This window comes from Paenibacillus sp. FSL H8-0259 (assembly GCF_037963255.1).
Lineage (GTDB): Bacteria > Bacillota > Bacilli > Paenibacillales > Paenibacillaceae > Paenibacillus_AQ > Paenibacillus_AQ phytohabitans.
The window spans coordinates 3,767,565-3,784,770 of the sequence record NZ_CP150147.1 but is presented as its reverse complement, the minus strand read 5'-3'; the positions used below and the strand labels follow the sequence as shown (position 1 = coordinate 3,784,770).

At 45.2% G+C, this 17,206-nt stretch carries 18 protein-coding genes; 6 read left to right on the top strand and 12 right to left on the bottom strand.

What is annotated here, in order from left to right; all coding sequences use genetic code 11:
• Nucleotides 1-98: 98 nt before the first annotated feature.
• The 4 genes from NSU01_RS16070 to NSU01_RS16055 all read right to left on the bottom strand — a co-directional run bounded on the left by NSU01_RS16070 (nt 99) and on the right by NSU01_RS16055 (nt 3,704).
• On the bottom strand, nt 99-884 hold the full coding sequence (locus tag NSU01_RS16070; RefSeq protein WP_076244931.1) for an ABC-2 family transporter protein: 786 nt from the start codon (nt 882-884) through the stop codon (nt 99-101).
• Between the two features lie 6 nt (nt 885-890).
• Nucleotides 891-1,685 (bottom strand): ABC-2 family transporter protein, encoded by a 795-nt coding sequence (locus NSU01_RS16065; protein ID WP_039292934.1) that lies wholly within the window; start codon nt 1,683-1,685, stop codon nt 891-893.
• A gap of 70 nt (nt 1,686-1,755) precedes the next feature.
• Nucleotides 1,756-2,811, bottom strand: coding sequence for an ABC transporter ATP-binding protein (locus tag NSU01_RS16060; protein ID WP_076244929.1), 1,056 nt, complete (start codon nt 2,809-2,811; stop codon nt 1,756-1,758).
• A gap of 110 nt (nt 2,812-2,921) precedes the next feature.
• Complete coding sequence (locus NSU01_RS16055) at nt 2,922-3,704, bottom strand: GTP cyclohydrolase II (protein ID WP_042136953.1); 783 nt, start codon at nt 3,702-3,704, stop codon at nt 2,922-2,924.
• Nucleotides 3,705-3,998: 294 nt separating this feature from the next.
• Here NSU01_RS16055 and NSU01_RS16050 point away from each other — a divergent pair, with 294 nt between their 5' ends.
• Nucleotides 3,999-4,325, top strand: a complete 327-nt coding sequence (locus NSU01_RS16050; RefSeq protein ID WP_039292833.1) for a helix-turn-helix domain-containing protein — start codon at nt 3,999-4,001, stop codon at nt 4,323-4,325.
• Nucleotides 4,326-4,400: 75 nt separating this feature from the next.
• On the opposite strand, the gene NSU01_RS16045 is transcribed toward NSU01_RS16050, so the two are convergent.
• The 4 genes from NSU01_RS16045 to NSU01_RS16030 are packed head-to-tail and all read right to left on the bottom strand — an operon-like array spanning nt 4,401 to nt 7,922.
• The gene (locus NSU01_RS16045; RefSeq protein WP_076244927.1) at nt 4,401-5,282 is read right to left on the bottom strand and encodes an ABC transporter permease; all 882 of its coding nucleotides are present in this window, start codon (nt 5,280-5,282) and stop codon (nt 4,401-4,403) included.
• Entirely contained in the window at nt 5,279-6,262 is a 984-nt protein-coding gene (locus tag NSU01_RS16040) for an ABC transporter ATP-binding protein (protein ID WP_076244925.1), read from the bottom strand. The genes NSU01_RS16045 and NSU01_RS16040 overlap by 4 nt, the downstream gene beginning before the upstream one ends.
• A complete protein-coding gene (locus NSU01_RS16035) occupies nt 6,259-7,383 on the bottom strand; it encodes a hypothetical protein (protein WP_076244923.1) in 1,125 nt (374 codons plus the stop codon). The genes NSU01_RS16040 and NSU01_RS16035 overlap by 4 nt, the downstream gene beginning before the upstream one ends.
• Nucleotides 7,384-7,406: 23 nt before the next feature.
• Nucleotides 7,407-7,922: a sigma-70 family RNA polymerase sigma factor gene (locus tag NSU01_RS16030; RefSeq protein WP_042136946.1), complete on the bottom strand. Its 516-nt coding sequence runs from the start codon at nt 7,920-7,922 to the stop codon at nt 7,407-7,409.
• A 357-nt stretch (nt 7,923-8,279) separates the two neighbouring features.
• On the opposite strand from NSU01_RS16030, the gene NSU01_RS16025 reads away from it, so the two are divergent.
• On the top strand, nt 8,280-8,492 hold the full coding sequence (locus tag NSU01_RS16025; RefSeq protein ID WP_039292850.1) for a hypothetical protein: 213 nt from the start codon (nt 8,280-8,282) through the stop codon (nt 8,490-8,492).
• Nucleotides 8,493-8,653: 161 nt separating this feature from the next.
• Here the strand turns inward: NSU01_RS16025 and NSU01_RS16020 are convergent, their stop codons facing one another.
• The 4 genes from NSU01_RS16020 to NSU01_RS16005 all read right to left on the bottom strand — a co-directional run bounded on the left by NSU01_RS16020 (nt 8,654) and on the right by NSU01_RS16005 (nt 11,989).
• Nucleotides 8,654-8,968, bottom strand: a complete 315-nt coding sequence (locus tag NSU01_RS16020; RefSeq protein ID WP_076244921.1) for a hypothetical protein — start codon at nt 8,966-8,968, stop codon at nt 8,654-8,656.
• Between the two features lie 126 nt (nt 8,969-9,094).
• Nucleotides 9,095-10,549, bottom strand: coding sequence for a PTS transporter subunit EIIC (locus tag NSU01_RS16015; RefSeq protein WP_076244919.1), 1,455 nt, complete (start codon nt 10,547-10,549; stop codon nt 9,095-9,097).
• A gap of 42 nt (nt 10,550-10,591) precedes the next feature.
• On the bottom strand, nt 10,592-11,101 hold the full coding sequence (locus NSU01_RS16010) for a PTS glucose transporter subunit IIA (protein ID WP_042136942.1): 510 nt from the start codon (nt 11,099-11,101) through the stop codon (nt 10,592-10,594).
• 21 nt (nt 11,102-11,122) lie between these two features.
• Nucleotides 11,123-11,989, bottom strand: coding sequence for a PRD domain-containing protein (locus tag NSU01_RS16005; RefSeq protein WP_076244917.1), 867 nt, complete (start codon nt 11,987-11,989; stop codon nt 11,123-11,125).
• Between the two features lie 669 nt (nt 11,990-12,658).
• On the opposite strand from NSU01_RS16005, the gene NSU01_RS16000 reads away from it, so the two are divergent.
• The 4 genes from NSU01_RS16000 to NSU01_RS15985 are packed head-to-tail and all read left to right on the top strand — an operon-like array spanning nt 12,659 to nt 17,176.
• Nucleotides 12,659-14,764, top strand: a complete 2,106-nt coding sequence (locus NSU01_RS16000) for a peptidase domain-containing ABC transporter (RefSeq protein ID WP_076244914.1) — start codon at nt 12,659-12,661, stop codon at nt 14,762-14,764.
• On the top strand, nt 14,761-15,171 hold the full coding sequence (locus NSU01_RS15995; protein ID WP_083705577.1) for a thioredoxin family protein: 411 nt from the start codon (nt 14,761-14,763) through the stop codon (nt 15,169-15,171). Before NSU01_RS16000 ends, NSU01_RS15995 begins: the two co-directional genes overlap by 4 nt.
• Nucleotides 15,172-15,190: 19 nt before the next feature.
• Nucleotides 15,191-16,483: a glycosyltransferase gene (locus NSU01_RS15990; protein ID WP_076244912.1), complete on the top strand. Its 1,293-nt coding sequence runs from the start codon at nt 15,191-15,193 to the stop codon at nt 16,481-16,483.
• A 15-nt stretch (nt 16,484-16,498) separates the two neighbouring features.
• Nucleotides 16,499-17,176 (top strand): thioredoxin domain-containing protein, encoded by a 678-nt coding sequence (locus tag NSU01_RS15985; RefSeq protein WP_052421858.1) that lies wholly within the window; start codon nt 16,499-16,501, stop codon nt 17,174-17,176.
• Nucleotides 17,177-17,206 lie beyond the last annotated feature (30 nt).

Genomic DNA, 17,206 nt, shown 5'->3' with positions numbered 1-17,206 from the left:
AGCATTGTTATAGTATTTTCTACACAAAAAAGGGCCGTCCGCGCCAGCCAATGAATAGCTGCTTGGACGACCCTGTATAATGTTCTTTGCGGAATCCCTTAAGACCCCGCACCTTTGTACCGCTTAACGCCATAGCTCCAGGCCATCAGGCCGATGCCGAGGAACACTGCACCCACAACGGGGGTCAGCAGCGCCATCCCCTTCATCTCATCACGGTGGAGGAACAGGGCTGCCGGATAGATCCCGACAAAGGCAAACGGGATAATCCAGGTTAGCAGCACCTGAATCGCCCGGTTGTAGATCGTAACCGGATAACGGCCGTAGGTCTGGATATTATACATCAGCGGCAGAATACCCGTCGGCGCATCCGAGTAGAACGACAGTGAAGTCAATGTCGTATAGATGCCGGTATAGATTGCTACCGCACTGAGTGTCAGGATAATCAGCATCGGAATGGTCCACCATTCGAACGGCAAGCCCAGATTGCTGCCGCTGATGGCCATAACAATCAGTCCGATGAAGGAACCCACAAGTGACGGCGGGTCCACATTCTCCAGGAAGATCTGGAACAGGTTATGCGCCGGACGGGTCAGAATACGGTCCATCTCGCCTTTGACGATATAACGCTCACTGAAGCCCCACATATTCACGAAGCAGCTGAACACGCCGAACGGCACCATGAAGAAGCCGTAGACGAACACCACTTCGTTCTGATTCCAGCCGCCCAGGCTGTCGGTATGCATGAAAATGACCAGAATGAAGATAAAGTTCGTTGCCTGGAAGAGCAGATCGGAAACCACCTCCACCCAGAAATCAGCACGGTAGGTTAACCTTGTCTTCATATAATTTTTCAGATATTCAATTAACAAGCCAAAATAGTACATTCCGGCTCAACCTCCCTGCACGAACAGCCGCTGGCGCGCTGCGTGATATAGCCAGACAATCGGAACCAGCAGGACCAGGAACCAGATCACCTGGATGCCCAGCACATTCCAAATGCCCACTCCCTGCACACGGCCCGTGAATACGGAACCCGGCAGATACGTGATGGCCTGAAAGGGCAGAACCTTGAGAATGGACGATAACCAGCCCGGAAACAGCGTAATCGGGACGATCAGGCCGGAAAACAGGTCAACGATAACACGCTTCATGCGCATCATCCCCTCATTATTCTCGACGAAGAATGCAGAGAGCCCCGTTATGATATTAATCTGTGAGCTGATCAGGAAGCTGAAGAAGAGCATCACCAGGAAACCGATCCAGGCGGATGGTTCTGTCGGCAGCTGCACCGGAAACAGCAGAATGGCAATCACCATGCCCGGAATCATCAGCATCATGAAGCGGAACAGGCCTTCGCCAAGTCCCTGCATCATTTTGACCAGAACATAGTTATAAGGGCGGATGAACTGAATCGCGATGCTGCCGTCACGGATATCGGTAGAAATCTCCCTGTCCAGGTTATTGAAATAGAACGCCCGGGCCATCCATGAGACGGCCACATACGTAGTCATCTGCGCTCCGGTAAAGCCGCCTAGCGACTCCCCGTTGCCATATATAGCTTTCCAGGTGAAATAGTTAACCCCGATATTCAGCGTGTAGATCAGAATTCCTGAATAGTAATTGATCCGGTAGGCCAGCATCGTCAGGAAGCGGATGCGGATGAAATCGAAATAAGCGCCGAGCAGCAGCCTGCGTCCGTTCTCTCCAGAACCGCCTGAAGAGCCTCCGGAGGAGGCAACTGCACCATTAAGCTGCTCAGACATGGATGACCTCTTTCTCATCTCGGAGTGCTGCTATCATCTCTTCCGGTTTCTCTGCCGAACCTGACTGATAAATACTGCGGACAATATCGTCCGTGTTCGTCTCAATGATTTTGATGTCTGTAATATCTGCCTGTCCAACCACCCGGCCCAGTACATCCGATACATTCAGCTCGAGCGGAATCCATACCTTGGCACCCAGCTCATTCTCGGCGGTCCAGGTAACCGGCATCCCCTCTGTCCACTGAACCAGCTGCTGCAGCTTCGTCGCAGTACCGAACTGAAACTGCACCTCGCGTCCGGTTCCCCACCGCTGCTTGAGATCCTCCAGACCCCCGTCATAGATAATCCGCCCGTCATCCAGCATGATTACCCGCGAGCAGAGAGCTTCAATATCCTGCAGATCATGCGTCGTCAGCAGAATGGTTGTACCATGCTCACGGTTCATATCCTTGAGGAACTCACGAATCTCCGACTTCACGACAATATCAAGGCCGATCGTCGGCTCATCCAGAAACAGAATTGACGGGTTGTGCAGCAGCGCAGCGACCAGCTCACAGCGCATCCGCTGTCCGAGACTGAGCTTGCGTACCGGACGGTTCAGCAGCTCCTGCAGCTCCAGGCGCTCGACGAGCTCATCCAGCCGTTTTTTGAAATCCTGCTCGGAGACCCGGTATACCTTGCGCAACAGCTGGAACGATTCGATGACACCGATATCCCACCAGAGCTGGCTGCGCTGTCCGAATACGACTCCGATATTCTGTACGAACTTCTCCCGTTCCGCATACGGCACGAAGCCGCCTACAGACAGACTGCCGGCGGTAGGTACGAGAATCCCGGTGAGCATCTTAATCGTGGTCGATTTGCCGGCCCCGTTCTCCCCGATGTATCCGCATATTTCGCCTTCCGGAATACTGAACGAAATGTCCTTCACTGCGGTCACTTCGGAATATTGCCGTTTAAACAAATCAGCGAAGGCCCCTTTGAGGCCCTCGCGGTTTTTTTGGACTTTAAATGTCTTGAGCAAGTCCTGCACTTGAATAGCATTCATAGGTTACCTCACTAAGCTAAGTATTGGGTTCAGTACCCCATTATAATAGAATGAATCCAAAAGTACTACCTATTTCCCTTACCATTCTGCTCTGCCAGAGTACGGCCGGCTTATTTAGCTACTCTGCCCTCAAAAAAATCCGCGCTCTGCACAGCCTCCAGATGTCCCGAGCGGGCTACTTTGGTACGCAGATACTTTTCGTTGAAGACCGAGACATCGCCCCATAGCGGTACTCTTTTGACCGTGTTCATTCCGGCAGCTCTCAGAGCTTCCATCTTCTTCGGATTATTGGTGATAAGGGTCACCGGTTTGTTGCGCAGGGACTGAAGCACGCTGATCGCGTCACTGTAATCTCTGGAATCATCGGCAAAACCCAGCTCCAGATTAGCTTCAACAGTATCATATCCTTCTTCCTGCAAAATATAAGCCATGGCTTTGCTGAACAGGCCGATGCCTCGTCCCTCATGATTAGCCAGGTAAAAGAGGGCACCGGAACCATGCTGGGCAATCATCTTCATCGATGTGTGCAGCTGGAAGCCGCAATCGCAGCGTTTGCTGCCAAAAATATCGCCGGTATGGCAGATGCTGTGCATCCGGATCAGCGCTTCGTCGGAGTTCTCGAAATCCCCATAGACAAGAACGCTCGACTGTTGTCCATCCGCAAGGTTCATCGAAGACAACCGGCTGATGAGCAGCTCTGTAGCCTCTTTACCTTCCGCTTGCTGAAGCTCTTCATCCGTCACTTTCAGCCAGCTGTACCATTTGAAGGTAACGGTCTCCCCGTCCAGGTTCACAGGTAAGGTAATGGGACCAACCAGTATATTCGTGGAATCTTCCATTGAGATCCGTTTGATTTTGTTCTGTAATATGGAAAGGATATCGGGTTTGATCATGAGTGCACCGTCCTAAAAGTTTTGATAGCATTAGCTTCTTCGTTTCCGTTTCGCAAAACTTGCTTCGGAAGCATACACTTAGTTTTGATAGCATAGCCCAAGCAACTTTTCTCCCGAAAATGCGTAATAGCCTATGCCTGGTTCGTAAAATTTTAATATTCATTTTTTGCACTAGTAACTATTTGTAAGTTAGTTTATCATTGTAATATAAGTTCGTCAAGTTATAATATATATTTAAATATTAATGATTACTTATTGTAAGTTTATGATATAATGAATGTTGAGGTGATGCTAATGAACAATTTCGAAATGTGTCCACGCTTCGAGAAAGCGGTCGATGTGCTTAGTAAACGGTGGGTTGCTCTGATCGTATTCGTACTGATGGATGGTCCGCGGAGATTCGGGGAAATCGAGCATTGCTTATCCAATCTAAGCGGCAAAGTATTATCCGACCGGCTGAAGGAAATGGAGAACGAAGGCATCATTCAGCGTACGGTATATCCTGAAATGCCTGTGCGTATTGAATATTCGTTAACCGACAAAGGCACGGCACTGGCTCCCATTCTTGGTGAAATCGGTAACTGGTCCACGGATTGGATTGAGATTGGCGTGACCAAATGATTGCCGGCCTGCATGCGAAGCAGCGCCCCTGAAGGTTCCTTAACCAGGAAACTTTGAGGGCGCTGTTTGTTTGTCTTATAAATCCTTGCGCTGAAAATGCAGAATTCCTATCGCAAATACAATTACGGTATAACACACAGCATATACGATGAATGACACTGACGGGTACGCGGTGATATTAATGATGCTGAGTCCGCCGTTACTTAGGGAAACCAGGCCGCTGATATCCTTCAGACTGAACAGCTCGGCGGTCATTCTGCGCTGCAAGGCATCTGCCGGCATCAGCATCGACATGATTCCGGTCAGATTATGGAGCACATTCAGCGCGTCGTTCTCCAGCCGCAGCGAACCGCTTAGCTTATCAAGCATTCCTCCCAGAAACCCTGCCCCATAGAGCATCGTCATGAACACACCGTTACCCAGCGCCGAGAAAATCCCTGAGCCCAGCATGGATACGGAGATTAACAATGGAACCACAGAAGCAAACAGCAGAAATGACTTCACTAGTGCTGCCGGATCTCTGGGTACACTCGCATGGACATTTGTGATCAGCAGGATAGCCAGAAATAGAATGAATGCATAACTTACACCCAGTGTTACGAAACCGAGCCAGCGGCCAAGATACCATTTCCAGCGGGGCAGCGGCCGGGGCAGCAATGCCTGCATGACTCCTTGTTCCGCTTCCCCGGCAATTACCGAGAACGAGCTGAAGATCGCCAGAAAGGCGATTACAAAGGCGCCGAAAAAGTATCCCAGACTAAGAATAAAAGCGCCGTTCGTAAATCGTGTGAACAGCTCGCTCCCGTTATGTACGGACCCTGCCCCGGGGTCATTCTTTCCAACCGTATCGGCCACAAACCAGAAGGCGATCAGAAAGACAAACGTGAGCAGCAGAGTCAGCAGCATCACCTTTTTGCGCAGCATTTCCTTCCATGTCATTTCAAGTATGGTATTCATTCGCTCTCCCCCCTATGGCTAAGTCCGGATACGGCATCCATGAACCACTCTTCCAGCCGTTCTTGTTTGCGGGTTACTTCATATAGAGTCATCCCCTGCTCCACAATCAGCCCGTTCAGCCAGCCCGCCTGCTCCTCGTTGTCCAGCTCTGCTTCCAGCCATACGACACTGCTGCCTAATTCCGGCTCTTGCCCGGTTTTTCCGGCTCCAGCGGCCGTCTGCCGGATGGTAAGCCCTGTATGCTCATTCAGCCAGGACAGCAAAAAAGGCGTATACCCGCCCACTTTGAAATGCCAGCTGGTCCGCTTGCTCAGGATCTCTGATACTTTGCCGTGCCGCAGGACCGCCCCGTTATTAAGCAGGGCCATCCGGTCGCACAGCACTTCAACATCCTCAAGCAAATGGGAGTTGAGAAATATCGTGATCCCCCTCTCCTTCAGCCGCTCCAGAATCATCCGTACTTCCATTCTCCCGATTGGATCAAGAGCAGAGGAGGGTTCATCAAGAAAAATAATTTCCGGCTCATTGACCAGCGCACAAGCCAGTCCCAGCCGCTGCTGCATTCCCTTGGAATAATGCTTGACCCTGTCCTTCCCGCGCTGACCAATGCCTACTTCCTGCAGCAGCTGTGGGATCCTTCTATCCGCCAGAGTCTTCTCGATCCGGCATAGCTTGGCATGCAGTCTGACTACCTCCTCTCCGGTCAGCCACTCCTGATAACGGTATAGCTCCGGCAAATATCCAATCTTGGCTTTGGCTTCAAGAGAACCGAGCGGGTGACCCAGGATGGAAGCATTCCCGCCTGTTGGCGAGATGAGTCCCACCAGCATTTTGACGAAGGTGCTCTTGCCTGCACCGTTGGGGCCGAGGAAGCCGAAGGCTTCCCCTTTCCCCACAGTGATGGTAACATCCCGGCAACCGCGTCCATTAGTATACTCTTTGGTCAGGGCGTTAGCATCAATTGCAGGTACGCTGCTCATTGTGTGATCAACTCCTGTACTTTCTGAATGAATTGATCCCTGTCTGGATAGACATCTCCGCCAGTAAGCTGGAGCATCTGACCATCCTGGACCCAGACCGCAGAATAGCTATAGCCACTGCTGAACTTCATTTCGGTAAGAATAACAGAAGTGTCGGCCACCGTAATCTGTTCATCATTGCTGCCCTTTATCAGCGGCATCGGAATATCGCCTGACAGAATCCGGCTCTTCTGCAGGTCACTTCTCAGATAATCGGGAATTAGCGGAAAGTTAACTACGGCATCCAACGCTTCATCTATATCTATAGAAGGATCAACAGTAACTACAGGTGTATTCATCTGTGACAGAGTAGCCCAATGCTCCGGATCTGGAGACAGGTCATAATTCACAATTTCGGGCAAATGCAGTGTAAGCGGTTTTCCGTCCACAGACTCCGGCAACAGATCGTTCGAGCCTACACGCTTCAACGCCTGATTCACTTCATCCACGTTCAGCGTAAGGGTAATATCACGGGACGGACTCACCTCTACAGTCTTCATGCCAGTCATATCTTGGCCCTTCAGAGGTTCATATCCCAGCACTCCTTGTATTTCCCCAACCGGGAGCTTGCCCTCGACAGATCCGTTAGCGAATGTGAAAGTGCCAAAGGAATTCATCGTCTTGTGGAAATTCCCTTCCCCGCTCACCTGATAGAACATATCGCGCAGATCGCTCTCTTCCACTACAGCTACATCCTGCATCCGGAACTGGTTGAGGATAGCAGCCATGGCGGTATTGCCTACTGGAGTAGCCAGAATAGCGGCGAAGATGGCAACCCCTGCAGCGGCAGCAGCCCACTTACGGCTGCGGCTCAGCACTGGTCTGCGTGATTTGCTGATGGAATTCTGCGGAAGCTCTGAACCTGTATTTTCTCTTGCTCTTACTGAAGATATAGAATTGATTCCGCTTGCCACAGAATCCGTTATAACAGTTTCCTCTGTTTGAGCCGCTAATGCTGCCTCCTGCTTGCCCCATTCGGCCCAAACCGGATTTACCGGTTCTTGTCCGAGCTTCTCCTGCAATTTAGCCCATGCCTCGTCTGTTCCCACGGGCTGAGAATTCCCGTTTGCTCTATTGTTCATTGCTTCATTCCTCCCGGATGATCTTATTCTTGCGGAAGCGACTTCACCGCATGCTGTTTCAATTTGGCGGTAGCCCTGCTTAACAGCGTGCCTACTACCGGCGGTTTCACTCCGAGCTCTCCGGCGATCTCTGCATAGCTGTAACCCGAATACTTAAGCAGCAGAGCCTGCCGGTCCCGCTCGGGAAGCCCGTCCAGCCAGCTCCGCACATCTTCCTGGTCCAGCTTGCCCAACACTACTTCTTCCCCCGTAGGGGCTGAGGCATCTGTATCGTACATTAACTCCTGTTTATTAATCAGTCTTCGCTCCCGCACTTGCTTGTTCAGGTAATCGTATCCGATCCGTGTAAGCACTCTATGCAGCCAGGCTCCCAGAGCTTCGGGATCATCCGGCGGATTTCTGTACAGTCTCAGAAATACCTCCTGCGCCAAATCATCGGCTGCACTCTCATCCCTTACAAGCGCGGACAGCTTTCGGCGCACGATTGGATAATGTGTATAAAAAATCGATTTAAAGTTGTCTGATTCCGGAATGTCCATCAGGTAATCCTCCTTATCCGCTGCAGCTATAAGTAAGACGAAGGCTGAAGCATATTTGTATCATTCCCGTTTCAAATATTCATCCCATTCTTACCATAAGAGCTGCCGATACGCAAAATAACCCCACAAAGTGGGGCCTTAAGTTCGATGTATATTCAATTAAATAGGCACTACCCGTACCCTACATGTCCATGTTAAGTATTCAGATAATTACCATCCGCAAGGTCAGAATATCCATAAATGTGACAAAAATCAAAGAAAAAACGTACCAATTTAGTATAGACAGGTTGCTCTGAACGGTAAAATATAGTAATTTTAAAAGTGTAAACTATTATAAATTGAGAGGTGGAGCTAACGATGGAAAAGATGTGTATGGAAATGATGATGAACATGTGTATGGAGGACATGATGTGCAAGATGAAGAACATGAAGATGTGCATGGAAAAAATGACCGAAATGGGCATGATGGACATGGATATGGACATGATGATGAAGAAAATGCAGGAATGCGATGAAATGATGACCATGTGTATGACCATGATGCGTGAAGGAATGCAAATGTCCAAGTAAGTGACCGCAAGTTGTTGAAGTGAATCCGCTAAATTCACTCTAACAGTATATTCGCATATCATGGCAGAGCAGACTAACTGCATGCCATTTTTTATGTCTATTTTTTATTTATATTTCTGTATCTTCTACCTTATTATATCTCCGAATATCCCTTGCCTGGCCTATCTGATCTTGATATACCGATCCTGAATCTGTTTGGCTACGGTAATCCGCTCCATCTTCAGCTCCCAAATCTGCTCTTTCCACCGGTCGCTACCCTCATCATCCTCATGATCTCTCAGCTTATCGAATAACTGCAGCAGCATGAAGTTAATGTGATCGAACCGCGACCAAAGCTCTCTTACGCTATCCACTTGTTTCTGTGCTTCCGCAAGCTCTTTATAGTTCTTCAAGCGATCCAGGAGATCAGCCTGCCACTGTTCATCGTTAATTGCTATGGCGTAATTTAGAAGATCCAGATAATCATCGATTGACATGTGTACCGACTCCTTAATTTCTTTATACCAAGTATTATACTCGGTATTATGTATATTGCAATAGTTTGCATAAAAAAAAGCAGACATCCAAGATGTCCGCTTCGGAATAACTATTACGCTGCAGAGTTACATCAGCTTTTTGATATCATCCTTAATCTGCTCGGACTGCGGTCCGAATACAATCTGTACAGCCCCTTGCCCCAGTCTCATTACACCGGAAGCGCCAAGCTGTTTAAGTGCAGAGTCCTTAACCGCCTTGTCATCGTTAACGTTAAGTCGCAGACGGGTAATACAGGCATCGATGCTGCGGATGTTCGCAGGGCCGCCGATGTTCTCCAGAATCTTGGCAGCGCGGGAAGAAGCTGATACGGTTGTTGTTCCTTTGCCCAAGTCAATAGCTTCATCATCCGTGTCATCTTCACGGCCTGGTGTTTTGAGATTGAATTTCACGATGACAAAGCGGAACAATACATAATATAGTAAGAAGAATGCCAGCCCTACAGGGAACAGAACCCATGCATTCGTTGAAATCTTCAAATTGGTCAGATAATCAATTAGACCTGCGGAGAAGCTGAAGCCCAACCGTACATCCAGGATGTACATCACAGCCATAGACACACCGGTGAGAAGCGCATGCACGAGGTACAGAAGTGGTGCCACAAACATGAACGAGAATTCAAGCGGTTCAGTGATACCTGTAAGTATTGAGGCAATAGCAGAACCAATAAAAATCGATGCCACCATTTTTTTCTTTTCCGGTTTTGCAGTATGGATGAAGGCAAGCGCCGCACCCGGCAAAGCGAACATCATAATCGGGAAGAAACCGGTGGTGAACATCCCTGCACTTTTATCCCCAGCCAGGAAGCGCCAAACATCTCCATGGACGACCTCGCCGGCTGCGTTCGTATAATCACCGAGCTGGAACCATGCAATAGTGTTAATGACATGATGAAGGCCAATCGGAACAAGCAGACGGTTTGCGGTTCCGAATACAAATGCGCCAATTGCACCAAGGCCTACTACCCAATTTCCGAATTCACTGATGACATCCTGTACCGGACTCCAAATCATACCAATGAAAACAGCCAGCACCATAGTCGAAGCCGCAGTAATTATCGGAACAAAACGTTTACCTGCGAAGAAGCCCAGCCAATCCGGCATTTTGATATTATGATATTTCTTGTACAGGAATGCTGCCCAGGCTCCGGCAAAGATACCGCCAAGCACACCCATATCCAACACAACATCATCGCTAATGAAACCAAAGGTTCCCGGAACGATCAACAATATTTTGGTAAGAACCATATAAGCAATCAGTGCGGATAAAGCAGCTACGGCATCCCCGGCGAATCCAATGGCGACACCAATTGCAAAAATTAAGGCCAGATTGCCGAATACCGCACCAGCACCTGCGTTTAAGAATGGAGCAACGTATTGGTTCAAGAATCCACCTATTGTGCTACCCAGATGCAAATCCTTTTCATAATCGAGAAGTCCAAGCCCTTGCAGAATCGCTGCCGCCGGCAATGTAGCGACTGGTAGCATCAGAGACTTCCCTAACTTCTGTAAAAAAGCTAACATAATGAAATCATCTCCCGGTTTCATATTAGTACGTATATGTTTTTATAGCTTTGAAACCACTGTAAGAATACTGTTCTGTCCCGCAAATACTGCGCCGTAATGGCATTTGACTTCCGGGGTGTACTCCTCGCTGCTGGTCACAATGACTGGTGTAATGGTTCGGTACCCCGCTGTCCGTATCGCCTCGAGATCGAACTCAATCAGCGTCTGGCCTGCTTTCACTTCATCTCCGGTAGCAATACTGCTGATGAAGCCGTTTCCCTTCAGGCTGACCGTATCGATCCCAATATGCATCAGGAGCTGCAGACCGGAGGAATGCTCCAGGATAAGTGCGTGATTGGTTTTGACCACATGGGCGATTGTTCCGTCAAAGGGAGCGATTAATCTGCCCTCGGTCGGTTCTATGGCAATTCCCTTACCCATATGCCCGCCGGCAAACGTCTCATCCGGTACTTCAGATAACGGAACGGCTTGCCCGCTGACCGGAGCGGGTATCTCAATACTTGCTTCAGCATGTTTCTCTTCTTTTTTGGATTTCCATCTGGAAAACATAAATGTCACTCCTTGCTGCTGTTATTTATTTTTCTCTAAGGTCTGGAATAACCGGTGCAGATGCATGGCAAGGAAGCATATTTCTTCTTCCGGTACGTCTACGCCGAGCTTGCCCTGCATGATCTTTCCCATTTTGAGAGCCAGCTTGTATTCATCCTTGTATTCTTTCTTGATATGCTTCACGAATGGATTATCAATGAGCGAACCCTGCAGAATCCGTTCAATAGAGAATCTCAGGTGTACCATCAGCCGGACATGATTCATACTGCCCTGTTCAAAAATAATATTGCGTTCGTTGCGGATCATATCCATCAGATCACTGACGATGTTAGAGGCTTTGACCAGCTGGCCAACCGGCACATTGCTGACCGCAGAATATACGTGATAGGTGAGGAATCCGACTTCATCTTCAGGAATCCGCACCTCGAATTCCACGCTGATCTTCTCCGCTGCCTTGTAAGCGATCTCAAATTCCCTGGGAAAGGTCATCCGCGTTTCCTCAAGGAACGGATTGACAATGTCCATACCGCTCCGCAAGCGGAATATGGTGAACTGGATATGGCTGGGGAGCGCCAAATAGATCTTGTCGTTTAACTTGCCGGGAAACTCACGGGCGATATCCGAAATAATCTCATCCGTAATCCTCATGACCTTGGGATCTATGTCTTCCAGCAGAATCTGATACTGGCTCCATTCCTCCCGGTCCTCCAGCCGAAACAGCTTCTCAATCCGGGGATCATCCGCATCAATCACACCTGCGTCTTTAAGCGCAAAACCGATGCCCTTGCCGATAATCACATATTCCTTGCTTTTCTTGCCTCCTTGGACCATCACGACATTATTTCCAATCACCCGCAAAACCTGAAATTGTTCATTTTCCCTCGCCAAGTTCTCCCTCCTTTCCGCCCATTGCCTGATTTTTCGCACAAAAAAGAGCCAAGACTGACTCAAACGAATGAGATCAGATCTTGGCTCATGCCCTATTAAGGTAACACGCCACTTGCATATAAATGATCATTTATGATCTCATAATAAATCATACCTTGTGTTCCGTCAATGAGTTTTTCGAAAAGTCAAGTTTTACCCCGACAATCATGATTTCAAGATCTATTCTATACCTATATACATTATTTATACACTCTACAAAATGCGATATTCATACTTGTTATAAACACTTTCTAATGATTCATGCGATTCCTTCACAGTTATTAATTTACATTCTAATCATTTTTTTGACTTATTATTACTTTTAATTAAAAATATTGCGTATCATGTAAGGTTGGACTATTATGACAATATTCCATGGAAAAAATTACTAAAGGAGAAGAGAAGATGAATAAAACCTCGATTTCGGACATTTTTGAAGAACTTAATGCAGATGAATTTGATTTGAATGGGGCTGGCTTTAGCGCTGCAGAATGCGCTTACTTATGGTCGATGTGCCTCATATACCCGCAAGGTTGTACAAGCCCTTGCGTACTCTTTTACCAAGGCTGTTCTTAAGTATTGGTTATAAAGGCCCCGGAAGGGGCCTTTATCTCAAGGGGGATGCATACGATGCTTAAAAAAATTCATATTCATACAAAACAACAAGACTCTGCAGATTGCGGCACAGCATGTGTTATGAGCCTGTTAAATTTTTATGATAACTATCTTAATTATCAATATCTTAGAGATATACTAAAAACTGATACTACGGGAACAAGGTCAAGCAGTATGATCCATTCTTTGCAAAATCTTGGGTTTGAGGCAAAACTGGTCCGATTAAAACAGTTAAATGTGGTCTCCATGCAAAAAATTGTATATCCGTGCATTGCACATACATTCGTTGCCGGTCTTGAACACTACATCGTTCTTTATGGTCTTAAGAAGAATAGATTGATCGTTAGTGACCCCCAAAAGGAAAAAATATGTCTAGTAAGCTTCGATGAATTTATTTCTTCTTTTACAGGAGTAATAATCCTGGCATATCCTTCATTAAGCACTTCATTAATCTCGCCCATGCAAAAGAAAAAAAATAGTGCAGGTCAAAAAATATGGCGGATTTGCAAGCATAACCTGCCCTATATTCTTCTCTCTGCTTTTTTTGCTTTGGTTGCTGCTATATCTGCTGTCGTATTTTCTTATATTTACCGAGCAGCATTTGACTTTGTTGTTCCTGAGAAAAACGAAGATTTACTGAACCAGATCATAGGAGCTTTCTTGCTAATTATTCTCGTTAAGGGTTTGTTTGAATTTCTGAGAGGAATGTTCATCTCTATGCTTAGTAGAAGAATTGATGATCGTTTGGCTAATCATTTTTTTACAAAAATACTTAAATTACCCTTAAATTTTTTTACTAGCAGAGAAAACGGAGATACTCTTGCACGTTTTCACGACATTTCTAGTGTTAGAAATTTAATCAGTAACACTTTAATTTTGAGTGCCATTGACCTGATGACTATCTGCATAACCTCTTTCATCTTGTATAAGGAGAATCAACAGCTGTTTTTAATATCGCTCTCGCCGGTGCTAATTTATCTGTGCATCAACAGCTTGTTCTTCAATCAATTACATAAATCCAGCAAAAAAAGTATAGAAGATCAATCTTATTTGACCAGTCATATGATTCAAGTACTTGAAGGCATGGAATCCATACATGCCCTTAATAAACAGCCTTATGTCCATCAGAATCTCATTAATAAATTGAAGGGAGTTCTTAAGCGGAATTTTCTATTCAACCTGCTTTCCAATATCAACATTTCACTCACTCGAACTATCCAATCATTTTTTAGCCTGGTTGTCTTATGGGTCGGCATCAAACAGATTATTAATGATCAGTCCAGCATTGGACAATTAATGACCTTTACGGCACTTGCCAGCTACTTCATTCTTTCGGTGGAACGATTGGTAAATGCTCAGCCTGACATCATTAAAGCTTATGTTGCCATTAACCGATATTACGAATATTTGGATTATCCGACCCCTGAGAACAGTGTTTCCGGAATCCTCTGCAGAATTGATTCCATTATTTTTGATAAGCTTTCCTACTCGTACACCAACAGCAAGGTGCTGGAGAATTTATCTCTCGTGATATCACGTAACGAAAGTATCGCAATTGTTGGACAGAGTGGTTCGGGTAAAACTACTTTGGCCAAATTGATTGTTCGTATTCTGGATTCAAATGAAGGCAAATTAATGATAAATCATACGGATATCAATAACCTTGATATATATTCTGTCCGTCAGAAAATCATTTATCTATCACAAAACCCTTTCTTTTTTGCCGGAAGCTTACGGGAGAACTTGTGTATGGGTACCGATTTTACGGAGAAAGAGCTTAAAATTGCTTGTGAAGCTGCCTGTATCTGGGAAGAAATTCAGCGGATGCCTGGGCAACTTGGCTATGCCGTATTAGAGAGCGGGAGCAATTTTTCATTAGGACAAAAGCAAAGACTCTCATTAGCACGTGCTCTTCTTAATAAGCCTGAAGTAGTGATTTGTGATGAGATCATGAGCAATGTTGATGTGGAGAAGTGCCGTATAATCTACAATAATCTACAAAATATCCAGCTTACAAGATTATATATTACTCATAAGCCTGAGGATATCCCTTATGTAGATAAAATCTTTGACCTTGATAAAAACATGTTAATTAAGATTCGCGAGGAGGTTTCGGTGTGATCAAAAAGCTTATTCTCTTAACAGTTTCAGTAGCAGCAGTAATTATTTTGTTATTGAATGTATTCCACTCCATTGGAGCTGAAAAACCCCTGTATACAAATATCACCCTCTCAGAATATCAAAAGAAAATTAGTGATCTTGAAAATTTCTCGATTTATATCTATGCTACATCCTGCCGAGCGTGTCAGACTTTTAAACCCATTGTTAACGAAGTGCTTAAAAACAAACCAAATGTAGTCTATGCTCTAAATCTTGATAAAAACCAAAATAGAGATCTATCCTTTTTAAAAGAACAAAATATCTCACTAACCCCTACGATGGTAAACTACGAAAAAGGTAAAGAGATCGCCAAAAAAGAAGGCGTTCTATCTGAAACTGAACTAAAAAACTTTTTAAATCTTAATTAGTGTAAGAAGGGAGTACCGTATGCTACTCGCAGATATCTTTCAACATATTCGTAAGGAAAATCCTCTTTGCATAGATAACGATTTGGCCCAGATAATTGAGTGCATTACATATATTAATCCCCATCCGCAAAACAATGAAAAGACAGAAATCATTCACGAATTCCCTTTATCGTTTAAGAATGAACCTTCCCCGCTCCTTACTTTTTGTGTACTAACGAAAAATGAAGAGAGATGTATTCAGAGATGTATTCAGAGCATTTACAATCATGCCGACGAGATTATAGTAATTGATACAGGCTCAACGGATAACACCTTAGAAGTAATTAGATCCGAATTTGAAGGGATCCGCATCTATAATAAGGAATGGACTAACGATTTTTCGGATATTCGCAACTACGCCTTAAATCTAGCGACGTATACATGGGTTTTTTTTCTCGATGCTGATGAGTACATGAAACCAGAGAGTCTAGATACCCTGAAGGATACTCTGAAGCTGGCAGAAATGATAGAGGACCAATGCTATTGTCTCAGTCCGTCCATTCTTGATTTAAATGGCAACCGATATACCAATACGCAAAGAATTTTGAACAAGAAATTTGATTTTCACTACACTGGTAGAGTACATGAAGAACCTAAATCTCATCGATTCAATAAGGTTTTTGATATTGGCCTTTCACTAACTATTTTTCATGACGGTTATGAGCAAAATATTTATCTCAACAAGAGAAAGGCTGAACGAAACATGAATATGATTAAATTAATGCTGAATGAAGAACCAAATAATCTTAAATGGAATTATTATCACGCTAGAGCGCTTCTCAGATATCAACAAGCACCGGAAGAATATGAAGCAGAACAAGAACTGCTAAGAGTATCAGTGACAGTGAATAAATACACTTCAAGATCTCTTATATTACTGGGTCAGCTCTACTGCAAACGCGCTGATATCATGAATCTAAAAAAGATCATCGCTTTAATTAAGGAATCTAATACATTCGTTCCTCAGGTTGATCTTATGTATCTGGAAATGGCTTTGAACCTCATGCTCGTACTTACCAGAATGAACACTATACGAAATGAAGCAGAGAAACTGATAGGTGGAATTAATAATAGCTTGATTCATTCCAGAAATGAACACCTAAAGAATATAGCGGGGCTGTATAGTTTTCATATGGCTGATTTCAACAAAATTACCGATTTTCTCACGTCTAATGAGAACAGTTTAAATGAAATCCCAATTATACATGAAGAAATCGCTTCCTCTTTGAATCTATTGGACAGGATGAAACATAAATTATCGCAGATATATTAAAAGGGGTGTTTTCATTTGAAAAAAAATACGTTGCTAGTTACTGTTGTTGTTGTGCTGGCTGTCTTCTTCTCGGTTATGGGAGCCGCAAAAAGCTCACAAAGAAGTGAACTTGAGAAAATCCCGTCCTTGATGGACGCAGTAGGACAAATCACATTAACTCCAGGAGATTTCAAACTCGATAAGCAGCCTTCGATGGGTGATCCCAGTGCTCCAGTAAAGGTTATAGAATTCATTGATTATAAATGTCCTTCTTGCAAGAAATGGGATGCGGAAAGCTTTCCAAAATTCAAGCAAGAGTTTATTGATACAGGTAAGGTGCAATTTTTCGTCATAAACTTCCCCTTTCTAGGGCCTGATTCCATTGAAGCCGCAATGGCTGCAGAGTCCATTTTCCAACAAGATTCCAATAAATTTTGGGAGTTCAAAGTGCAATTGTACAGCTATCAAGGAAAGGAAAAAAACGTGTGGGCTACTGAAAAACTCCTAAAAAAAATTGTCAGTGAAAATATTAACGGAATTGATCAGAAGAAATTTGCAGCAGATTTAGAGAATCACACTTATCTTCTAAATGTTAAAGAGGATTTTAAAATATCAGCTGCCAATGGAGTATATGGAACCCCTTCATTTATAGTCAATGGCACTTTAGTCAAAACAGATGATCTCAGCGAAAAAATCGCTCAAATGACTAAATAGCTTTCATTGGCAGACTCATTGTATGAAAGG

What these genes read in the sequence shown, in the direction of transcription:
- NSU01_RS16025 (WP_039292850.1), top strand. Translation starts at nt 8,280, where the DNA reads ATGGAAAAGATGTGTATGGAAATGATGATGAACATGTGTATGGAGGAC.
- NSU01_RS16070 (WP_076244931.1), bottom strand. Translation starts at nt 884, where the DNA reads ATGTACTATTTTGGCTTGTTAATTGAATATCTGAAAAATTATATGAAG.
- NSU01_RS16010 (WP_042136942.1), bottom strand. Translation starts at nt 11,101, where the DNA reads ATGTTTTCCAGATGGAAATCCAAAAAAGAAGAGAAACATGCTGAAGCA.
- NSU01_RS16020 (WP_076244921.1), bottom strand. Translation starts at nt 8,968, where the DNA reads ATGTCAATCGATGATTATCTGGATCTTCTAAATTACGCCATAGCAATT.
- NSU01_RS16055 (WP_042136953.1), bottom strand. Translation starts at nt 3,704, where the DNA reads ATGATCAAACCCGATATCCTTTCCATATTACAGAACAAAATCAAACGG.
- NSU01_RS16035 (WP_076244923.1), bottom strand. Translation starts at nt 7,383, where the DNA reads ATGAACAATAGAGCAAACGGGAATTCTCAGCCCGTGGGAACAGACGAG.
- NSU01_RS16015 (WP_076244919.1), bottom strand. Translation starts at nt 10,549, where the DNA reads ATGTTAGCTTTTTTACAGAAGTTAGGGAAGTCTCTGATGCTACCAGTC.
- NSU01_RS16050 (WP_039292833.1), top strand. Translation starts at nt 3,999, where the DNA reads ATGAACAATTTCGAAATGTGTCCACGCTTCGAGAAAGCGGTCGATGTG.
- NSU01_RS16040 (WP_076244925.1), bottom strand. Translation starts at nt 6,262, where the DNA reads ATGAGCAGCGTACCTGCAATTGATGCTAACGCCCTGACCAAAGAGTAT.
- NSU01_RS15990 (WP_076244912.1), top strand. Translation starts at nt 15,191, where the DNA reads ATGCTACTCGCAGATATCTTTCAACATATTCGTAAGGAAAATCCTCTT.
- NSU01_RS16060 (WP_076244929.1), bottom strand. Translation starts at nt 2,811, where the DNA reads ATGAATGCTATTCAAGTGCAGGACTTGCTCAAGACATTTAAAGTCCAA.
- NSU01_RS16030 (WP_042136946.1), bottom strand. Translation starts at nt 7,922, where the DNA reads ATGGACATTCCGGAATCAGACAACTTTAAATCGATTTTTTATACACAT.
- NSU01_RS16045 (WP_076244927.1), bottom strand. Translation starts at nt 5,282, where the DNA reads ATGAATACCATACTTGAAATGACATGGAAGGAAATGCTGCGCAAAAAG.
- NSU01_RS16000 (WP_076244914.1), top strand. Translation starts at nt 12,659, where the DNA reads ATGCTTAAAAAAATTCATATTCATACAAAACAACAAGACTCTGCAGAT.